Annotated in this window: 19 protein-coding genes; 15 read left to right on the top strand and 4 right to left on the bottom strand. The window is 68.8% G+C overall.

Features of this window, described 5'->3' with window-relative positions:
• Positions 1-569 precede the first annotated feature (569 nt).
• The 3 genes from secA to Q4I23_RS07460 all read left to right on the top strand — a co-directional run bounded on the left by secA (position 570) and on the right by Q4I23_RS07460 (position 5,709).
• Positions 570-3,320 (top strand): preprotein translocase subunit SecA, encoded by a 2,751-nt coding sequence (secA, locus tag Q4I23_RS07470; RefSeq protein ID WP_454020431.1) that lies wholly within the window; start codon positions 570-572, stop codon positions 3,318-3,320.
• A gap of 135 nt (positions 3,321-3,455) precedes the next feature.
• Positions 3,456-3,902, top strand: a complete 447-nt coding sequence (gene mscL / locus Q4I23_RS07465) for a large conductance mechanosensitive channel protein MscL (RefSeq protein ID WP_454020432.1) — start codon at positions 3,456-3,458, stop codon at positions 3,900-3,902.
• Positions 3,903-4,155: 253 nt separating this feature from the next.
• Positions 4,156-5,709, top strand: a complete 1,554-nt coding sequence (locus Q4I23_RS07460; protein WP_498525769.1) for a DEAD/DEAH box helicase — start codon at positions 4,156-4,158, stop codon at positions 5,707-5,709.
• Positions 5,710-5,966: 257 nt separating this feature from the next.
• On the opposite strand, the gene Q4I23_RS07455 is transcribed toward Q4I23_RS07460, so the two are convergent.
• Entirely contained in the window at positions 5,967-6,974 is a 1,008-nt protein-coding gene (locus Q4I23_RS07455; RefSeq protein WP_498525768.1) for a cobalamin biosynthesis protein CobD/CbiB, read from the bottom strand.
• A gap of 7 nt (positions 6,975-6,981) precedes the next feature.
• Positions 6,982-7,545: an ankyrin repeat domain-containing protein gene (locus Q4I23_RS07450; protein WP_454020435.1), complete on the bottom strand. Its 564-nt coding sequence runs from the start codon at positions 7,543-7,545 to the stop codon at positions 6,982-6,984.
• A gap of 106 nt (positions 7,546-7,651) precedes the next feature.
• On the opposite strand from Q4I23_RS07450, the gene Q4I23_RS07445 reads away from it, so the two are divergent.
• From Q4I23_RS07445 to Q4I23_RS07435, 3 genes are all read left to right on the top strand, one after another.
• A complete protein-coding gene (locus Q4I23_RS07445; protein WP_167555893.1) occupies positions 7,652-7,798 on the top strand; it encodes a hypothetical protein in 147 nt (48 codons plus the stop codon).
• Positions 7,799-7,881: 83 nt separating this feature from the next.
• On the top strand, positions 7,882-8,487 hold the full coding sequence (locus tag Q4I23_RS07440; RefSeq protein WP_145681247.1) for a general stress protein: 606 nt from the start codon (positions 7,882-7,884) through the stop codon (positions 8,485-8,487).
• Between the two features lie 103 nt (positions 8,488-8,590).
• Positions 8,591-9,358, top strand: a complete 768-nt coding sequence (locus tag Q4I23_RS07435) for a sulfite exporter TauE/SafE family protein (RefSeq protein WP_149164084.1) — start codon at positions 8,591-8,593, stop codon at positions 9,356-9,358.
• Between the two features lie 18 nt (positions 9,359-9,376).
• On the opposite strand, the gene Q4I23_RS07430 is transcribed toward Q4I23_RS07435, so the two are convergent.
• Positions 9,377-10,273 (bottom strand): methyltransferase domain-containing protein, encoded by an 897-nt coding sequence (locus Q4I23_RS07430; RefSeq protein ID WP_498525767.1) that lies wholly within the window; start codon positions 10,271-10,273, stop codon positions 9,377-9,379.
• 94 nt (positions 10,274-10,367) lie between these two features.
• On the opposite strand from Q4I23_RS07430, the gene Q4I23_RS07425 reads away from it, so the two are divergent.
• The 4 genes from Q4I23_RS07425 to Q4I23_RS07410 all read left to right on the top strand — a co-directional run bounded on the left by Q4I23_RS07425 (position 10,368) and on the right by Q4I23_RS07410 (position 12,574).
• Entirely contained in the window at positions 10,368-10,634 is a 267-nt protein-coding gene (locus Q4I23_RS07425) for a flagellar biosynthetic protein FliQ (RefSeq protein ID WP_145701156.1), read from the top strand.
• A gap of 13 nt (positions 10,635-10,647) precedes the next feature.
• Positions 10,648-11,388, top strand: a complete 741-nt coding sequence (locus Q4I23_RS07420; protein WP_498525766.1) for a ComF family protein — start codon at positions 10,648-10,650, stop codon at positions 11,386-11,388.
• A gap of 89 nt (positions 11,389-11,477) precedes the next feature.
• Positions 11,478-11,741: a glutaredoxin 3 gene (gene grxC / locus Q4I23_RS07415; protein WP_014239199.1), complete on the top strand. Its 264-nt coding sequence runs from the start codon at positions 11,478-11,480 to the stop codon at positions 11,739-11,741.
• A complete protein-coding gene (locus tag Q4I23_RS07410) occupies positions 11,738-12,574 on the top strand; it encodes a carbon-nitrogen hydrolase family protein (RefSeq protein WP_498525765.1) in 837 nt (278 codons plus the stop codon). The genes grxC and Q4I23_RS07410 overlap by 4 nt, the downstream gene beginning before the upstream one ends.
• A 7-nt stretch (positions 12,575-12,581) precedes the next feature.
• Here Q4I23_RS07410 and Q4I23_RS07405 read toward each other — a convergent pair whose 3' ends face one another.
• Positions 12,582-13,187: a class I SAM-dependent methyltransferase gene (locus Q4I23_RS07405; protein ID WP_454020439.1), complete on the bottom strand. Its 606-nt coding sequence runs from the start codon at positions 13,185-13,187 to the stop codon at positions 12,582-12,584.
• 131 nt (positions 13,188-13,318) lie between these two features.
• On the opposite strand from Q4I23_RS07405, the gene Q4I23_RS07400 reads away from it, so the two are divergent.
• From Q4I23_RS07400 to Q4I23_RS07380, 5 genes are all read left to right on the top strand, one after another.
• Positions 13,319-13,846 carry a DUF1178 family protein gene (locus tag Q4I23_RS07400; protein ID WP_498525764.1) on the top strand — a complete coding sequence of 176 codons (528 nt, stop codon included), beginning with the start codon at positions 13,319-13,321 and terminating at the stop codon, positions 13,844-13,846.
• Positions 13,847-14,064: 218 nt separating this feature from the next.
• Positions 14,065-14,367, top strand: a complete 303-nt coding sequence (locus Q4I23_RS07395; protein WP_109070658.1) for a DUF485 domain-containing protein — start codon at positions 14,065-14,067, stop codon at positions 14,365-14,367.
• Positions 14,367-16,085 carry a cation acetate symporter gene (locus Q4I23_RS07390; RefSeq protein WP_237904393.1) on the top strand — a complete coding sequence of 573 codons (1,719 nt, stop codon included), beginning with the start codon at positions 14,367-14,369 and terminating at the stop codon, positions 16,083-16,085. The genes Q4I23_RS07395 and Q4I23_RS07390 overlap by 1 nt, the downstream gene beginning before the upstream one ends.
• Positions 16,086-16,202: 117 nt before the next feature.
• Positions 16,203-18,020, top strand: a complete 1,818-nt coding sequence (locus tag Q4I23_RS07385; RefSeq protein WP_454020441.1) for a putative nucleotidyltransferase substrate binding domain-containing protein — start codon at positions 16,203-16,205, stop codon at positions 18,018-18,020.
• A gap of 30 nt (positions 18,021-18,050) precedes the next feature.
• Positions 18,051-18,620, top strand: coding sequence for a 3'-5' exonuclease family protein (locus Q4I23_RS07380; RefSeq protein ID WP_498525763.1), 570 nt, complete (start codon positions 18,051-18,053; stop codon positions 18,618-18,620).
• Positions 18,621-18,629 lie beyond the last annotated feature (9 nt).

The raw sequence follows: 18,629 nt of genomic DNA, 5'->3' as shown, positions 1-18,629 counted from the left end.
TAATCGTCGGCAGCGTCAGATGTGTATAAGAGACAGGGGCGGGCGTGGCGGCGGGAGCCGGAGTCGGCGCCGGAGTCTGGGCGTGTGCGGCCAGCGCGAGGCCGCAGGCGGCCATCGACAGTAGGGCGGCGCGGAACACTCGATTCACCATGGAGTCTTTTCCTTCCGGCGGATGTGTCTTGTCACGGTCAATGGCATGACAGAACGTCTTATGATTGGCGGCGGCCGTTGATTTGGTGGCGGCTGTGCGGACGATCCGGCCCCGCGCCCGAATCCGCGGGGGATTAAGCATGGGTTCGCGGCGCGGGGCAAGCGGTCGTGATGAGCGGCCATGACGCCTTGCTTCGGCCCCTTGCTTCGACCGTGTTCAAGGCGATATGGCGGCGGAACGGTGGTGCTTCCAGGGCGCATCACTCGCCGCTCCACAGCCGATGCGTGGCTGACACCCCCGCGATGCGCGCCGCAAAGGGCCGGGCAAAGGGGCGGGTCTCGTTGACAGAAACTTGCTTCGGGCCTATGTGAGACCGGTCAAAAAGCCGGCTTCACGACGTTCCACCCCCGAGGTTTTCATGTTCGGTGCTCTCGCCCGCAAGATTTTCGGCACCGCCAACACGCGCACCGTCAAGGCGCTGCAAAAATCCGTCCAGCAGATCAACGCGCTGGAGCCCGAGTTGGCGGCGCTCTCCGACGACGCGCTGCGCGCCCGCACCGATTGGCTGCGCGGCCGGCTGTCGCAGGGCGAGACGCTCGACGCCATCCTGCCCGACGCCTTCGCCACCGTGCGCGAGGCGGGCAAGCGCGTGCTGGGGCAGCGGCACTACGACGTGCAGCTGATGGGCGGCATGGTCCTGCACCAGGGCAAGATCACCGAGATGCGCACCGGCGAAGGCAAGACGCTGGTCGCCACGCTGGCCGTCTATCTGAACGCGCTGGAAGGCAAGGGCGTCCACGTCGTCACCGTGAACGACTATCTGGCCTCGCGCGACAGCGCCTGGATGGGCCGCATCTACGGCTTCCTCGGCCTGACCACCGGCTGCATCGTGCACGGGCTGGACGACGAGGAGCGCCGCGCCGCCTACGCCGCCGACATCACCTACGGCACGAACAACGAATTCGGCTTCGACTATCTGCGCGACAACATGAAGTTCCGGCTGGAGGACATGGTCCAGCGGCCCTTCAACTTCGCCATCGTGGACGAGGTCGACTCGATCCTGATCGACGAGGCGCGCACCCCGCTGATCATCTCCGGCCCGTCCACCGATTCGTCGGAGATGTACGTGCAGGTCGACCGCCTGATCCCGCAGCTGACGCGGGACGACTATGAGTTGGACGAGAAGAACCGCACGGTCAGCCTGTCCGAGGCCGGGCAGGAGCATATGGAACAGCTTCTGGCCGAGGCCGGGCTGCTGAAGGCGGGCGGGCTGTACGACATCCAGAACGTGGCGCTGGTCCACCATTCCCAGCAGGCGCTGCGCGCCTACACGCTGTTCCAGCGCGACAAGGACTACATCGTCAAGGACGACAAGGTCATCATCATCGATGAGTTCACCGGCCGCATGATGGAGGGCCGCCGTTATTCGGAAGGCCTGCACCAGGCGCTGGAGGCCAAGGAGAAGGTGACGATCCAGCGCGAGAACCAGACGCTGGCCTCCATCACCTTCCAGAACTACTTCCGCATCTACCCGAAGCTGGCCGGCATGACCGGCACGGCGATGACCGAGGCGGCGGAGTTCGCGGAGATCTACGGCCTTGAGGTCGTGGACATGCCGACCAACGTGCCGGTCCAGCGCAAGGACATGGACGACGAGGTCTACCGCAAGGCGTCGGAGAAGTACGACGCGATCATCGACCTGATCGAGGACGCCCGCAAGCGCCAGCAGCCGGTGCTGGTCGGCACCACCTCCATCGAGAAGTCTGAGCTGATCGCCGAGCTGCTGAAGAAGCGCGGCATCCCGCACAACGTGCTGAACGCCCGCCACCACGAGCAGGAAGCCTACATCGTCGCGCAGGCGGGCCGTCCCGGCGCCGTCACGGTCGCCACCAACATGGCCGGCCGCGGCACCGACATCCAGCTCGGCGGCAACGTCGAGATGCGCATCCAGATGGAGCTGGCCAACCTGCCGGACGGACCGGAGCGCGACGCCAAGGTCAAGCAGATCGAGGCCGAGGTGGCCGAAGCGCGCGAGCTGGTCAAACAGGCCGGCGGCCTCTACGTCGTCGGCACGGAGCGGCACGAGAGCCGCCGCATCGACAACCAGCTGCGCGGCCGCTCGGGCCGCCAGGGCGATCCGGGTGCCTCCAAGTTCTTCCTGTCGCTGGACGACGACCTGATGCGCATCTTCGGGTCGGAGCGCATGGACGGCATGCTCCAGCGCCTGGGCCTGAAGGAGGGGGAGGCGATCATCCACCCCTGGATCAACAAGGCGCTGGAAAAGGCCCAGACCAAGGTCGAGGCCCACCATTTCGAGGTCCGCAAGAACCTGCTCAAGTTCGACAACGTCATGAACGACCAGCGCAAGGTCGTCTATGAGCAGCGTCGCGAGATCATGGACACCGAGGACATCGCCGAGACCGTCCTGGAGATGCGCCATCAGGTCGTCTCCAACATGGTCAACAAGGCGATCCCGCCGAACTCCTACTCCGAGGCCTGGGACATCGCCGGCCTGCACGAGGAGGTGAACCGCCTCCTGGGCATGGACCTGCCGGTCGCCGACTGGGCCAAGGAAGAGGGCATCGCCGAGCCGGAGATCGAGGAGCGCGTCCGCGAGGCTGCCGACCGCAAATACGCGGAGAAGGTGGAGAATTATGGCGCCGAAACGATGCGCCATGTGGAGAAGAGCCTGCTGCTGCAGATCCTCGACCAGGAATGGAAGGACCACCTGCTCCAGCTCGACCATCTCCGTCAGGGCATTTCCTTGCGCGCCTACGCCCAGAAGGACCCGCTGAACGAGTACAAGCGCGAAGCCTTCGAACTGTTCGAGACCATGCTGTCGACCCTGCGCGAGCAGGTGACCGCCGTGCTGATGCATGTCGAGATCCGCATCGCCCCGCAGCCGGAGGAGCTGTATGCCCGTCCGCCGCAGGAGATGCACGAGGGCCGCGACGATCCGGCGCTGGCGATGGCCGAGGCCGGAGCGGGCGCTGCTCAGGGCTATCCGCCGGCCGACGCGCCGTTGCCCGCCGGCATGGTCCGTCGCGAGGCCGCCGCTTCGGTGGTGCCGGGGGCCGACCCCAACGCCTGGGCGAACACGCCGCGCAACGCGCCGTGCCCCTGCGGCTCGGGCCAGAAGTACAAGCATTGCCACGGCAAGGTCGGCTGAACGCCGTCGCGACGAACGCCGCCAGGGACGTTCCGGAAGGGGCTGGGCCGCAGGGTCCGGCCCCTTTCCTTTTGTGGTCCTGGAAACTTCGGCTGGGCTGTGGCGTTCTTCCGATCAACAAGCGGGAGCGCAGCCATGTTGCAGGAATTCAAGACCTTCATCAGCCGCGGCAACGTCGTGGAACTGGCCGTCGGCATCATCATCGGCGCGGCCTTCACCGGCATCGTCAACTCGCTGGTCAGGGACATGCTGATGCCGCCCATCGGCTGGGTCATGGGCGGGATCGACTTCTCCAACTATTTCCTGAACCTGTCCGGCGGCCATTACGAGAGCCTCGCCGCGGCAGAGGCGGCGGGGGCGGCGACCATCAACTACGGCCGCTTCATCAACGCCCTGATCAACTTCTTCATCGTGGCGGGGGCGCTGTTCCTCATCGTGCGGCAGGTCAACCGTCTGCATTTCCTCCAGGATTCCAAGCCGAAGGCGCCGCCCCGCCAGGAGGTTCTGCTGGAGGAGATCCGGGATGCGCTGCGCGCACGGCAGGCACCCGCTCGCGGGGACACGACTCGACCGGGGGCGTGAAAGAATCTTCTTGGATTGTGCAGCGCAACCCATTATGTAAGGCGTCTTGATCGCTGGAGGCTCGCGCGTCTCTTGAGCGAGACGCGCTTTGATATTGCGGGACGGCCTTCCTTGGGACCCGGTCGCCCGTTGCTTCGGACAGACGCCTCTCCCTCTTCCGACCTCCTCCCGGCGAAAACGCCGGCGTTCCACCGCTCACCATCCTGGTGCGGCGGCCGTGCGCCGTCTTGGTCCTGAGGAAAGGTTACCCTACTTGTCGTCCATCGAAATCACCGCCGCCGACGCCCTCGTTGTTGAGACCGCCGTCGCCGAGACTTCTGTCGCCGAGACTGCCGTCACCGAGGTTGCCGTCGCCGACGAAACCGTGACCGACACCACTGAAACCGTTACCCCCAACGCTTTCGCCGGGCTGGGCGTCCACCCGCTGGTCGTGAAGGCGCTTGAGGCGTTCGAATACAACACCCCGACCCCGGTCCAGGCCGAGGCGATCCCGCCGGCCCTGGAAGGCCGCGACATCCTGGCGACCGCCGAGACGGGCACCGGCAAGACCGCCGCCTTCATGCTGCCGGCGCTGACCCGCACCGTCGAGCTGCCGCGCCTCGGCGTCGCCGCCCCGCGCGTGCTGGTGCTGGCCCCGACCCGCGAGCTGGCCAAGCAGGTCACCGACGCCGCCCGCAAGTACGCCAAGTTCATGAAGTACAACATCGTGGACGTGGTCGGCGGCATGCCCTACCGCGACCAGCTGCGCCTGCTGTCGCGCGCGGTGGATGTGATGGTGGCTACGCCGGGCCGTCTGCTCGACCATGTGTCGCGCAACCGCATCGACCTCAGCGCCGTCGAGGTGCTGATCCTGGACGAGGCGGACCGCATGCTGGACATGGGCTTCCTGGACGATGTGGAGACCATCGCCAAGTGCTGCCCGGACAACCGCCAGACGCTGCTGTTCACCGCCACGCTGGACCGCCGCATGGCCCAGCTCGCCGGCAACCTGCTGCGCAATCCGGTGCGCGTCGCCGTGGAAAGCGCCACCACCGCGGTGAACGTCGAGCAGCGCCTGCACCATGCCGACGACATGGACCACAAGCGCCGCCTGCTGAAGCACTTCGCGGACCTGCCCGAGGTCGGCAAGGCGATCATCTTCGCCGCCACCAAGCGCGACGCCGATGCGCTGGCCGAGGAGCTGAGCGACGCCGGCCATGCCGCCGCCGCCCTGCACGGCGACATGGACCAGTTCAAGCGCAACCGCACGCTCCAGCGCCTGCGCACCGGCCAGGTCCGCCTGCTGGTGGCGACCGACGTGGCGGCGCGCGGCATCGACGTGCGCGACATCACGCACGTCATCAACTTCGACCTGCCGCGTTCGGCGGAGGACTATGTCCACCGTATCGGCCGCACGGGCCGTGCGGGCGCCTCGGGCGTGGCGGTCTCCTTCGCCGCCCGCGCCGACCGTGACGCCCTGTTCCGGATCGAGCGCTACACCGGCACCCGTCTCGACATCCACGTCGTTCCGGGCCTGGAGCCGCAGCGTCCGTTCCAGACCGGCGGCGGCGGCCGTCCGGCGGGTCGTCCGGGTGGCCGTCCGGGCGGCGGCAACGGCGGCGGCTACAACAAGAAGCCGTGGGTGCGCAACGCCAACGGCGGTGCCGAGGGCGGCAAGCCGAACGGCGCCCCGGGTGGCCGTCCGCAGGGCCGTCCGATGAACCGCAACGAGCATAGCCGCAGCGACCATGCCCGCAACGAGCACGGCGGTCACGCCCGCCGCGACTCCCAGGGCGGCAAGCCGGCGCACCGGGCGTCCAAGTGGTAACAGCGGTTCGCCGCTGACATGAAAAAGGCGCGGTCCCTCGGGATCGCGCCTTTTTTCTTGGTCAAGTCGGAGTGTAGCGGGCAAGGTTTTTCACGGATTTCACGGATTTCACGGATCGACGCACGGATTTCACGGACTTCTTTTAATAATAAATATTGGAACCTGTTTCTATCGTGCGAGGTCGCCAGGGATAGCGGTGAGTGGATAAATAAAAATCCGTGCAATCCGTGGGAAGTCTTGTCCCCCGCACCCGCGCTTTACAGCCCCGCGATCCCCCACAGCAGCAGCGCCACCAGCAACGCCAGGATCAACCCGCCTACGGCGTAGACCGCCAGCGCCCGCCCGATGTCGGCGGCGGTGGCGCGGGCGCGGCCCTCGCCGATCCATGGTTCGGTGATGACCACGCCGCCGTCGCGGTGCGGTCCGCCCAGCGCCAGACCCAGCGCGCCGGCCATGGCGGCGGTCGGCCAGCCCATGTTGAGGGAAGCCGCCTTGCCGCCGTCCCGCATCATCGTGCGGAAGGCGCCGCCGGCCTTCGCTCCGGCAAAGGGCGCGGCCAGCGCCAGGAGAACCGCCGCCAGCCGTGCCGGGATGGCGTTCAGCGCGTCGTCCAGCCGCGCCGCGGTCTGGCCGAAACGCTCGTGCCGCACGCCGGCATAGCCCAGCGCGGTGTCGGCGCCGTCCACCACCGCCCAGACCAGCAGGCCGGGCACGCCCAGCAGGGCGTAGCCGAAGACCGGGGCCACCAGTTTGCGGGCGAAGCCCTTGGCGGCGGCCTCGATGGCGGCGCGGGCGACGCCGTGCTCGTCCAGGCTGAAGGCGTGGCGGCGGGTGAGGGGGGCGACGGCGTCCCGCGCCGGAGCGACCCCGCCCTTGTCCAGGGCGCGGCGCACCGCCCGCACCCGCGCCCAGGCGCTCCGCCCGCGCAGGGTGGCGAGGATCACCGCCAGTTCCAGCAGCCAGCCGCGGCTCTGCGCGCCGATCCGCTCGACGATCAGGCCGACGGCGACGGCGACCAGCACGAGGGCCAGCACGACCAGCGTGCCGCGCAGCAGGCGGGCGGTCTTGCCGCGCTCCACCCGGTTCAGCCGCCGGTCGGCCCAGGCGCAGACGCGCTGCGCCAGAGCCGCCGGGTCGGGCAGGACGCGCCCGATCCAGTCGCCCGCGGCGGCGTCGATGGCCAAGGCCAGCAGCAGCAGGAACAGCGGCCCCGGACCGTTCAGGGGGGCGGCGCCGAGGACGGAGGTGAGCAGGGCGTCGCCCATCGCGGCCTCAGCGCGCTCCGGCCTGGCGCAGCAGGTTGGCCACGCGGGCGTTGCGGCTGTCCTGCGCCCAGCTCAGCGTCGTGCGGCCCGTGAAATCGGTGCGGTCGGCCTGCGCCCCGGCCTTCAGCAGCCGCTCCACGAGATCGACGCGGCCGAAGCGCGCCGCGGTCATCAGCGGGGTGACGCCCTGGCGGTTGTCCTGGTCGACCTTGGCGCCCTTTGTCAGCAGAAGGTCCACCGCCTCCGGCGCGTCGGCCTCCACCGCGTAGTGCAGCGGGGTGTTGCCGGACTTGTCGGCGCGGTTGGGATTCGCCCCACCGTCCAGCAGAAGCCGCACCAGCTCGGGATGGCCGTTGCCGATCGCCAGCAGCAGGACGGGCCGCCCGCCGGCGTCGACCTGATTCGGGTTCTCCCCCTTCAGCAGCAGCAGCCGCAGCGCGCTGGCGTCGTTGGACGTCACCGCCTTGACCATGGAGGGGCCTTCCAGAAGGTTGATCTGGGCCAGGGCCGGCGCGGCGACGGGGGCGGTCAGGCCGAGGGCCAGCAGGCTGAGCATCAGCAACCGTTTCATGGCGCGTCCTTTTGTGCGATCCGTGTGGGTGATCCGTCTTTCGGCTGGGGATACTATCCAGTTTGGCCCGGTTTGGCGACGGCGACCCGCTGCAATGGAGGCGCCCATGGTCCGCAACCCGCTCGCCCGCCACATCGCCCTGTTCCTGGCGGTGAAGGCCGCGCTGATTGCGCTGGGCCTGTGGTGGTTCCTGGGGACCATGCCGGAGCCGCGCGGCGTGGTGACCCCGCCCGCCGCCGCGGGAACGCCCTGACGCCGCTTGGTGTCCCGGCGGGAACCTCCGCTCCGCGCCCATGGTTGAAGCTCAACCGGGAAGCGCAACAGGGGAAGACCGCCATGACCTTCGAAAGTGATGCGAACGCGAACCGCTCCGCCGGCCATCTGCGCGGCGCCGTGCGCGAGGCCGTGGGCATCTTCGCAAGCCGCGACGCCCTGCAGAAGGCCGTCGACGAACTGACCCTGGCCGGGTTCCAGCGCCATGAGCTGAGCGTGCTCGCCAACGACCAGACCATCCGCGACCATCTCGGCCATGTGCCGCAGCGGGCGGAAGACATCGCCCACGACCCCGACGCGCCGCGCCAGTCCTACGTCTCGCCGGAGGATGTCGGCAGCGTGAAGGGCGTGGCGGTGGGGTTCCCGGCCTATGTCGGGGCGATCCTGGCGACCGGCGCCGTCCTGGCGACCGGCGGCACGGCCCTGGCGGCGGCGGCGGCCGCTGCGGCGGCGGGCGTGGGCGGCGGCGCCATGGGCTCGGTCATGTCGAACTGGCTGACCGACAAGCGCAACGAGCCGATGCTCCAGCATCTCGACAAGGGCGGCATCCTGCTGTGGGTCAATCTGGCCGACGCCGGGCGCGAGCAGCAGGCGCTGGAGATCATGAACCGCCACGCCGCCCAGCCGGTGGAGGTGCATGAGGTGGCGCAGTCCGGCTCCGAGACCTGACCCGAAGGCTGAGCCGGCGCGGGCTGGAGCCCGTTGACTCAGGTCATGGCCTTCGCTGCGGGCTTCCCCTATACACGGGCGGTCTTCCAACCGGAGGTCCGCCTTGGATGCCCATTCGGCCCTGACGCTTCTCGAAGCCGGCCTCAACCAGTGCGCCGTCGTCATCGACCGCGACGGCGGGCTGCTGGTCGCGCTGTTGACCGCCGGGCTGGTCGGGGGATCGACCCATTGTGCGGGCATGTGCGGTCCCTTCGTGCTGGCCCAGGTCACCGCGCGGCTGGAGCAGGTCCCGGCCTCGCGGATGAGCGAATTTCACCGGCTGGCCGGGGCGGCGGTGCTGCCCTACCATCTGGGGCGCGGCACCACCTACACGCTGATCGGCGCGGCGGCGGCGGCGGTCGCCGGCCATGTCGGGGCGCTGCCGGGGCTGAAATGGCTGTCGGTGGCGCTTCTGGCCTTCGCGGCGCTGTTCTTCCTCGGCTATGCGGTGAAGGGGCTGACCGCCTGGGTGCCCAAGCTCGACGGCGCGGTGCAGCGCTGGTGGGGCGACCGGGTGTCCCGGCTGGCCCGCCCCCTGTTCGGCAACCCCACGGGCTGGCGCGGCTACGCGCTGGGGCTGGCGCTCGGCTTCATTCCCTGCGGCCTTCTTTATGGCGCGGTGGCGGTGGCCGCGGCCAGCGGCAGCGCGCTGACCGGGGCGCTGGGCATGGCGGCCTTCGCGCTGGGCACGCTGCCGAGCCTGCTGGCGGTCGGCCTCGCCGGCCATCTCGCGGGGCGCACGTGGCGCTCCGCGGTGGCGCGGGCGGCGCCGGTCATCATGGTGGTGAACGCCGGGGTGCTGGGCTGGATGGCGATCCGGATGATCGGGTGACCGCCTTTCCGCTCCGGATTACCGAAGCTTCTCCGCCGACCCCTTCAGCGCCTCGCCCAGCGGGACCTCGCCGCAGCCGGGCTTGAGCGGCTGCTGCTGGCTCTCGTGCGGCGACCAGCCGGCGAGATAGAGGATCTGGAAGGTCGCCTCGATGCGGCCATCCGGTTCGGCGTAGCGCTCGGCGTAGCGGCGGGCGGCGTCGAACAGCAGGGCGCGGGTGGCCGGCACCTTGCGGCGGGCGAGGACGGCGTTGGTCTCGCCCATGCCGCGCAGGTCGCGCATCAGGCGGAAGGCGTCGCTGTAGGTGACGGTGATGACGTCGCTGTCCACCACCGGCAGGGCGAAGCCGGCGCGCTGCATCAGCCCGCCGACGTCGCGGATCTCGGCGAAGGGCGACACGCGGGGCGACACGCCGCCGGCCACCTCTATCTCCGCCTCATACAGGCAGCGGCGCAGTTCCAGCAGCGTTTCCCCGCCCAGCATGGCCGCGCAGAAAAAGCCGTCGGGCTTCAGCGCCTGCCGCACCTGGACCAGCGCCCCCGGCAGGTCGTTGACCCAGTGGAGGCTGAGGTTGCTGACCACGAGGTCGAAGGTCTCCGGCACGAAGGGCAGGAGTTCCTCGTCGGCGGCGACGGCCAGCGGCCCGGCCCGCCGGGCGAAGCCGGGGGAGAGGTCGCAGGCGACCAGCGTCTCGACGCCCTTGCGTCCGCGCAGCGTCCGCCCCATCACCCCGTCATGGGCGCCGAGGTCGAGCACAGTGGGAAAGGGGCGGGCCACGTCCTCCAGCCGGTCGACGAGGCGTTCGGCCACCTCCTCGAACAGGAAGGCGTGTTCGGCGAAGGCGGGGACGGCGCGGTCGCGGCGGCGGCGGACGAGCGCGCGGTCGAAGACGGTCATGCTGTCGGGCGTGGTCATGCCCGCAATATAGCCCAGCCCCGGCGGGCTACAACCATCGGCGAAGGGGCGGCATTGTGCTATGGTCGGTCCTGAATGTCGCGGGAGCTTGGCCATGGGCATCGAGGAAGCCATCGGCGCCACCTATGAGGCGCTGATCGTCATCATCAAGATCACCACCCCGGTCCTCGTCGTCACCACGGTGCTCGGCATGTTGATGACCATCTTCCAGCAGGCGACCAACATCAACGAATCGACGCTGCAGCAGGATCTGAAGATCTTCGCGACGCTGGCGCTTCTGTTCATCACCGGGCCGGCGATCTACATCGCGCTGCGCGACTACACCTTCGTGATCTTCGACCGCATCGCCGGCCTGAACTAAGAGGCGCGCCGCGATGGCCCTTCAGCGGCTGGCGACCAAGGTTTTAGGGGGAATTCTCGACACGCTGCTGCCGCCGCGCTGCCTGTGCTGCGGCGGGGCGGTGGACCGGCAGGGCGGCCTCTGTGCCCCGTGCTGGAGCGGCCTGACCTTCATCGCACCTCCACTCTGCGCTTGTTGCGGCACGCCCTTCGACTTCGCGCTGGAGGGGGAGCCGCTGTGCGGCGCCTGCATCGCGGAGGTTCCGGTCTTCGCCCGCGCCCGCGCCGTCCTGGCCTACGACGACGGCAGCCGCCCGCTGGTCCTCGGCTTCAAGCATGGCGACCGCATCCACGCCGCCGTGGCCTACGGCGCCTGGATGGCCCGCGCCGGGGCGGAACTGCTGGCCGACGCCGACCTGCTGGCCCCGGTGCCGCTGCACCGCCTTCGGCTGTTCCGGCGCCGCTACAACCAGGCGGCCCTGCTCGCCCAGGCGGCGGGCCGGCAGGCCGGGCGTCCGGTGATTCCCGACCTGCTGATCCGCCGCCGGTCCACCCCGTCGCAGGGCGGGCTCGACCGCTCGGGGCGGCGGCGGAACGTCAAGGGAGCCTTCGCGGTCCGGCCGGGGCTGGAGCCGCGGGTTGCGGGAAAGCGCATCGTCCTGGTCGACGACGTGCTGACCACCGGGGCGACCCTGTCGGAATGCGCGCGGGTTCTGCTGCGCGCGGGGGCGGAGCGGGTGGACGCACTGACCCTGGCGCGCGTCGTCAAGACGTGAGCCGTGAGTGTGAGCCATGACAACGTAACGGGTGACGTCGTGCGACGGTTGATCTTATAACCGTTCAAAACAGCCAAGGAGCCCTCCGCATGGCCGACGTCGTCATCTACACCACGCCCTTCTGCCCCTATTGCTCGCGCGCCAAGCGTCTGCTCGACAGCAAGGGGGTGGCGTATGAGGAGATCGACCTCTACATGCAGCCGGGCCGCCGCGAGGAGATGGTGCAGCGGGCCGAGGGGCGCATGACCGTCCCGCAGGTCTTCATCGACGGCAAGCCTTACGGCGGCTCCGACGACATCCACGCGCTGGACCGCGCCGGCAAGCTCGACCCGATCCTGGGAATCGGGGGATGAGCGGCGTCCTGAAGGCCGCCTGCGTCCAGGTCAACGCGGGCACGGAGATTCTTCCGAACCTTCAGGCGGCGGGCGATCTGGTCCGCCGGGCGCGCCACGCCGGGGCGGACTTTATCGCCCTGCCCGAGAATGTCAGCATGATCGTCCAGGGCCGCGCCAAGGTTCTGGAGCGGGTGAAGCCGGCGGACGAGCATCCGGCGATCCCCTTCTTCGCCGATCTGGCGCGGGAGACGGGAGCCTGGCTGCTCGCCGGGACGCTGGGCGTCCTGCTCGACGACGGGCGGGTGGCCAACCGCAGTTACCTGTTCGACGCCAAGGGGCGGGTCGTCGCCCATTACGACAAGCTCCACATGTTCGACGTTGACCTGAAGGGCGGGGAGAGCTACCGCGAATCCGCGACCTTCCGGCCCGGCGACCGCGCGGTCCTGGCCGCCACGCCCTGGGGCGGGGTGGGGATGACCGTCTGCTACGACCTGCGCTTCGCCTATCTCTACCGGGCGCTGGCCCAGGCGGGGGCGTCGATCCTGACGGTGCCGGCGGCCTTCACCGTGCCGACCGGGCGGGCGCACTGGCACACGCTGCTGCGCGCCCGCGCCATCGAGACGGGCTGCTTCGTCCTGGCCCCGGCCCAGACCGGCAGCCACGACCAGGGACGGCTGACCTACGGTCATTCCCTGATCGTCGCCCCCTGGGGCGAGGTGCTGGCCGACGCCGAGGAGGCGGTGGGCTTTGTCCTGGCGGAGCTGGACATGGCCCGCGTCGAGGAGGCCCGCCGCATGGTGCCGGCCCTTACCCACGACCGGACCTTCACGCTGGAGCGGGTCGGCTTCTGAGCGGCCGTCAGGCGGGCAGGGGGCGGGGCTCCGGGTCGCCGTCCAGGCCGCTTCCGGCCTCCAGATCCTTGACCGCGCACAGCCGCTGAACGACCGCGGCCTTAGGCGAGGCGACCTCGCCATGCTCGTAGGCGACGACCTGCAAACGCCCGCACGCCACCTCCAGAAGCTCGCCGCTGCGCAGCAGGAAGGCGGGGGAGGCGGGGCGGCCGAAGCGGGCGTTGCCCAGGGCGAAGGTCTCATAAAGGAGAAGGCCGCCGGGTTCCAACGCGTCGAGGATGGCGGGGAACAGCGGGCGGTGCAGGTAGTTGGTCACCACGATCGCGGCGAAGCGGCGGTCGTGCAGCAGCGGCACGGGTGCTTCGCTCTCCAGATCGGCCTCCACCAGTTCCACCCCCGCCGTCCCGGTCAGGTCGGCCACCCCGCGCAGATCGCGGTCCAGCCCGACCACCGGGTGGTTGCGCGCCTGGAACAGCCGCAGGTGCCGCCCCGACCCGCAGGCGAGGTCGAGCACCGGGCCGCCCGTGCGCACCAGTGGCGCGAAGCGCGCGACCCAGGGGGACGGCGGGCTGATCGCGGAATGGGGCGATCCGGCGAGGGACGGTGTGGACAAGGGACGGATCCTTCCGCTCTTTCATGACGTGTGTTTGACCGCGACGCCGGCGTCGTGCTGAACTGGCAACCGGTCACCGACCGTATATCATGACCATCCGTTCTTCTCATTGTGGAGCATCCGACGGGGACATGATCCTCTTCGTTCTGAAATGCACGGCCGACCACCGGTTCGAAGCCTGGTTCCGCAACGGCGACGCCTACGAGACGCAGGCCGCCGCCAAGGCCATCGCCTGCCCGGTCTGCGGCGACACGCACATCACCAAGGCCCCCATGGCCCCGCGCATCGCCAAAAGCGGGCGCTCCAGGGATGAGGCTCCCCGGGACGGCGGCGCGCCGGAAGCGGTGCCCGCAGAGGCAGGCGGCGCTGCAACGGTGCCCACGGCTCCCCCCGCGTCCGCAACGCCCCCCGTGCCGGCAGAACTGCGCGAGCGCTTCGCTGCGGAGGTTATGCGTCAATTGACGGAAGTTCGCCGCACGGTTGAAACGAATTGCGATTACGTCGGGGACCGTTTCGCGGAAGAGGCGCGGCGCATCCATTATGGCGAAACCGATCCGCGCGGAATCTATGGCGAGGCCACCGACAAGGAAGCGGAGGAGTTGAAGGAGGAAGGTGTGACTTTTGGTCGCATACCTTGGCTTCCGCGCACCAATTCTTAAGCCCACGCTTCACAATATTTCGTGCACCCCTTGCCCTTTCGCTGCCATGGGTTTGTGAACGAACCTCCGGAACAACGGCCGCGGGCTGCGTCAAGCCGCTTTTTAGCGGTTGGCCTGCATCAAAGTTGTTGACGGGATAGTTCGTTACAAAGACCATATGGCCCGAGTGTCTAATATGACCTTGCAAAAATCGCTCGGCACTCGCGAGGGGACGCACTATGAAAGAAAACGCTCAGAGGATTCTCGCGAATCCCAAGTTTCAGGAGCTGGTGCAGAAGCGTAGCGCATTCGCGTGGACGCTTTCGATCGCCATGCTCGTCATCTACTTCGGCTTCATCCTGCTGGTCGCGTTCGGCAAGGGGTTCCTGGGTACCCCGATCGGCAATGGCGTGACCACCTGGGGTATCCCCGTCGGCCTCTTCACCATCATCTCCGCCTTCATCCTGACCGGCATCTACGTGCATCGGGCGAACGGCGAGTTCGATGAGCTGAACCGGCAGATCATGGAGGAGTCGAAGTGATGCGTTCGCTGGTCAATCGTGTGGGCGTCGCGGCCGTTGCGGCCGGCGCGCTCATCCCCGCGTCGGTGCACGCGGCGGCGGTCGAAGGCGCGGTTCAGAAGCAGGCGACGAACTTCTCGGCGATCGTCATGTTCCTGATCTTCGTGCTGGCCACGCTCGGCATCACCTACTGGGCGGCGCGCCGCACGAAGTCGGCGAAGGACTTCTACGCCGCCGGCGGCGGCATCACCGGCTTCCAGAACGGCCTCGCCATCGCCGGCGACTACATGTCGGCGGCGTCCTTCCTCGGCATCGCCGGCCTCGTCTACACCTCCGGCTTCGACGGCCTGATCTTCTCGGTGGGCTGGCTGGTCGGCTGGCCGATCATCCTGTTCCTGGTCGCTGAGCGCCTGCGCAACCTCGGCAAGTACACCTTCGCCGACGTCGCCTCCTACCGCTTCCAGCAGACCCCGATGCGCACGATGGCCGCCTGCGGCTCGCTCGCCACGGTGACCTTCTACCTGATCGCCCAGATGGTCGGCGCCGGCAAGCTGATCCAGCTGCTGTTCGGCCTCGACTACATGTGGGCGGTGGTGATCGTCGGCGTCCTGATGATCGCCTACGTGACCTTCGGCGGCATGCTCGCCACCACCTGGGTGCAGATCATCAAGGCCGTGCTGCTGCTGTCGGGCGCCTCCTTCATGGCCTTCGCGGTGCTCGCCAAGTTCGGCTTCAGCCCGGAGGCGATGTTCGCCACGGCCACGCAGGTCCACCCGAAGGCGACCGGCATCATGGCGCCGGGCGCCCTCATCACCGACCCGGTCTCGGCGATCTCGCTGGGCATGGCGCTGATGTTCGGCACCGCCGGCCTGCCGCACATCCTGATGCGCTTCTTCACGGTGTCGGACGCCCGCGAGGCCCGCAAGTCGGTGTTCTACGCGACCGGCTTCATCGGCTACTTCTACATCCTGACCTTCATCATCGGCTTCGGCGCCATCGTGCTGCTGCTGGCCCCGGACGCCACCGGCGCCTATCCGTTCCTCGACGCGGCCAAGCTGGCGGCGGCGGGCGGCAAGCCCAACCCGGCGATGATCATCGGCGGCTCCAACATGGCGGCCATCCACACCGCGCACGCGGTGGGCGGCGACCTGTTCTTCGGCTTCATCTCGGCGGTGGCCTTCGCCACCATCCTCGCGGTGGTCGCGGGCCTGACGCTGGCCGGCGCCTCGGCCGTGTCGCACGATCTGTACGCCTCGGTGATCGCCAAGGGCCGTGCGTCGGAGCATGACGAGATCCGCGTGTCGAAGATCACCACGGTGGTCATCGGCATCGTCTCGATCTTCCTCGGCATCGCCTTCGAGAACCAGAACGTGGCCTTCATGGTCGGCCTCGCCTTCGTGATCGCGGCCTCGGCGAACTTCCCGGTTCTGCTGATGTCGATGTTCTGGGGCCGGATGACCACCCGCGGCGCCGTGCTGGGCGGCTGGATCGGCCTGGTGTCTTCGGTGACGCTGCTGATCCTGGGTCCGACCGTGTGGAAGTCGGTGCTGGGCAACCCGGCCGCCATCTTCCCGTACGACAACCCGGGCGCCTTCACCATCCCGCTGTCGTTCCTGGCGATCTGGTTCTTCTCGATCACCGACAACAGCAAGGCGGCGCAGGACGAGCGCGAGGCTTACAAGGCCCAGTACATCCGGTCGCAGACCGGCCTGGGCGCCGAAGGGGCTTCCGCTCACTAATGCGAATGGTCGCACCCGCCTTCCGCAGATGAGGGGGCTGGTGTAATCTTCAAGGCGCCTCAAGACCACGGTCTTGAGGCGCCTTTTTTATTCACCCGCCGGTTCGTGGAGCGGATTTTGTCCGACGCTTTCGATTTCTCCGTCTCCCCCTTCGACCGCCTGACGCCGGAGCAGCGGCAGCGGCTCGCCGCCGCGCTCGACCTCGGCGTCTACGCCCGGGACGGCGTGATCCTGAGCCGGGACGAGCCGGCGGATTGCCTGTTCGTGGTGCGGCAGGGGCTGGTCCACGAACGCCGGGGCGGCGAGGTGGTGGCGGTGCACGGCGCCCACGACAGCTTCGACCTCCAGGCGCTGTTCTCCGACGGGCAGGCGCGCAGCTTCGTCGCGGCGGAGGACACGCTGTGCGATCTGGTGCCGCGTCCGATCCTTCTCGAACTGGCGCACGAGAACGCCGCCTTCGGCGCGGTGATCCAGCAGGCGTTCGCCGACCGGCTGAGCGCGCTGGCCAACGAGCGATCCAACCGCGAAACCGCCGCGCTGACGATGGCGCGCATCCGGCAGGCCTATCTGCACCCACCGGTCTTCGTCGAGGCCGGGGCGTCCCTGCGCGACGCGGCGGCGGCGATGAAGCGGAACCAGGCGAGCAGCGTGCTGGTCCGGGATGGCGATCCGAAAAACGGGGGGCGCGTCGGCATCCTGACCGGCACCGACCTGCGCGACCTCGTGGTGCTGGAGGGGCGGCCGGTGGACAGCCCGGTGGGGCCGCTCGCCCGCTACGAGCTGCTGGCTCTGGATCGCGACGACCTGCTGTTCAACGCGCTGATCCTGATGACCAAGCATTCGGTGCGCCGTCTGGTCATCACCGAGCAGGGCGCGGTCGCCGGCCTGCTGGAGCAGACCGACCTGCTGGCCGTCCTGTCCAACCATTCCCAGGTCGTCGCGCTCAAGGTCGACCGCGCCGCCACGCCGGAGGATCTGGGCCGGGCCAGCCAGGACATCGTCGGGCTGATCCGCACGCTGCACGGCACGGGCGTCAAGGTGTCCTTCATCGCCGACCTCGTGACCGAGCTGAACCGCAAGATCTTCCGCCGCCTGTTCGAACTGCTGGCGCCGCCCGACCTTTTGGCCAACTCCTGCCTGATCGTGATGGGCAGCGAGGGGCGCGGCGAGCAGCTTCTGAAGACCGACCAGGACAACGGTCTGATCCTGCGCGACGGCTACGACTGCCCATCCCTGTCGCAGGTGACCGACGCCTTCACCCGCCATCTGGTCGAGTTCGGCTACCCGCCCTGCCCGGGGCGCATCATGGTGTCCAACCCGGACTGGACGCGCCCGCTGGCGCTGTACAAGGATTCCCTCTTCCACTGGATCCACCGGCCGGACGAAGCGGCGCAGATGAACCTCGCCATCTTCTACGACGCGGCGGCGGTGGCCGGGGACGCCGCCCTGCTGGCCGAGGCGAAGGGCTACCTGCTGGGCCGGCTTCAGGACAACCAGATGTTCTTCACCGCCTTCGCCCGCCCGGCGCTCGCGTTCGACACGCCGTCGGGTCTGTTCGGCGGCCTGTTCGAACGGCGCCGCAGCGAGGCGGTGGACATCAAGAAGGCCGGCATCTTCCCCATCGTCCACGGCGTCCGCGCGCTGGCGCTGGAGAAGCACATGGCGGAGACCAACACGACCGAACGCATCTGGGCGCTCGCCGACCAGGGCGTTTTCGACCGCAGCATGGCGGGCGAACTGGCCGACGCCTTCACCTTCCTGTCCACGCTGCGGCTGAAGGCCGGGCTGGACGGCAGCGTGTCCGGCACCCAGACCGACAACCTCGTCCGTACGGAGACCTTGGGCAAGCTCGACCGCGACCAGTTCAAGGATTGTCTGGCGCTGGTGAAGAAGTTCAAGGAACTGCTCGCCTACCACTTCCACCTGAACCATTGACCCGCCGGGCGCGCGGGGAGAGGAGGCGGCATGCCGACCGAGACCATTGCCAGCGTGGTGGCCAACGGGGGAGCGCCGTCCGTTCCGGCGATGCCCGAACATCCCGATCGAGCCCTGCTGCTGTCCGGGGAGGAGACCGGGGAGCGGGTGGCGATCCATTGCGAGGCCACCTCCTTCGATGCGGCCACGGCCGATCTGCGCGGCGTCGCGGCGCTGCGCATCCGCGGCGGCCGCGTCCTGACCAGCCAGCGCCTGATCCTGTCCTTCTGGCCCACCGAACCGGCGGAGCCCGCGCTGTCCCGCCTGCTGGCCTTCATCGGCAACCGGCCGCTGGTCGGGTACTACTTGGATTTCACCGTGGGGCTTCTCGACCGGTTGGTGCAGCCGATGGTCGGCATGGCGCTGCCGAACCAGCGCATCGAGGTGTCCAGCCTGTATTACGGCCGCAAGGCCAAGGCGCCCGGCAAATACGCGGTCGATCTGCGGCTGGACAGCATCCTGCGCGATCTCGACCTGCCGCCGCGCGCCGGGGTGGACGCCTACGCCAGCGCGCTCGCTTCCGCCATGGTCTATCTGCGCCTGGAGCCGCCGCGGCCCTGACGGCTCCTC

The organism is Azospirillum sp. UFLA03-27 (genome assembly GCF_059803775.1).
Note: the sequence above shows the minus strand (reverse complement) of the source record. Positions and strands in the feature narration are given on the sequence as shown.

What these genes read in the sequence shown, in the direction of transcription:
- mscL (WP_454020432.1), top strand. Translation starts at nt 3,456, where the DNA reads ATGTTGCAGGAATTCAAGACCTTCATCAGCCGCGGCAACGTCGTGGAA.
- grxC (WP_014239199.1), top strand. Translation starts at nt 11,478, where the DNA reads ATGGCCGACGTCGTCATCTACACCACGCCCTTCTGCCCCTATTGCTCG.
- Q4I23_RS07450 (WP_454020435.1), bottom strand. Translation starts at nt 7,545, where the DNA reads ATGAAACGGTTGCTGATGCTCAGCCTGCTGGCCCTCGGCCTGACCGCC.
- Q4I23_RS07425 (WP_145701156.1), top strand. Translation starts at nt 10,368, where the DNA reads ATGGGCATCGAGGAAGCCATCGGCGCCACCTATGAGGCGCTGATCGTC.
- Q4I23_RS07445 (WP_167555893.1), top strand. Translation starts at nt 7,652, where the DNA reads ATGGTCCGCAACCCGCTCGCCCGCCACATCGCCCTGTTCCTGGCGGTG.
- Q4I23_RS07420 (WP_498525766.1), top strand. Translation starts at nt 10,648, where the DNA reads ATGGCCCTTCAGCGGCTGGCGACCAAGGTTTTAGGGGGAATTCTCGAC.
- Q4I23_RS07440 (WP_145681247.1), top strand. Translation starts at nt 7,882, where the DNA reads ATGACCTTCGAAAGTGATGCGAACGCGAACCGCTCCGCCGGCCATCTG.
- Q4I23_RS07380 (WP_498525763.1), top strand. Translation starts at nt 18,051, where the DNA reads ATGCCGACCGAGACCATTGCCAGCGTGGTGGCCAACGGGGGAGCGCCG.
- Q4I23_RS07395 (WP_109070658.1), top strand. Translation starts at nt 14,065, where the DNA reads ATGAAAGAAAACGCTCAGAGGATTCTCGCGAATCCCAAGTTTCAGGAG.
- Q4I23_RS07410 (WP_498525765.1), top strand. Translation starts at nt 11,738, where the DNA reads ATGAGCGGCGTCCTGAAGGCCGCCTGCGTCCAGGTCAACGCGGGCACG.
- Q4I23_RS07430 (WP_498525767.1), bottom strand. Translation starts at nt 10,273, where the DNA reads ATGACCACGCCCGACAGCATGACCGTCTTCGACCGCGCGCTCGTCCGC.
- Q4I23_RS07400 (WP_498525764.1), top strand. Translation starts at nt 13,319, where the DNA reads ATGATCCTCTTCGTTCTGAAATGCACGGCCGACCACCGGTTCGAAGCC.
- secA (WP_454020431.1), top strand. Translation starts at nt 570, where the DNA reads ATGTTCGGTGCTCTCGCCCGCAAGATTTTCGGCACCGCCAACACGCGC.
- Q4I23_RS07390 (WP_237904393.1), top strand. Translation starts at nt 14,367, where the DNA reads ATGCGTTCGCTGGTCAATCGTGTGGGCGTCGCGGCCGTTGCGGCCGGC.
- Q4I23_RS07455 (WP_498525768.1), bottom strand. Translation starts at nt 6,974, where the DNA reads ATGGGCGACGCCCTGCTCACCTCCGTCCTCGGCGCCGCCCCCCTGAAC.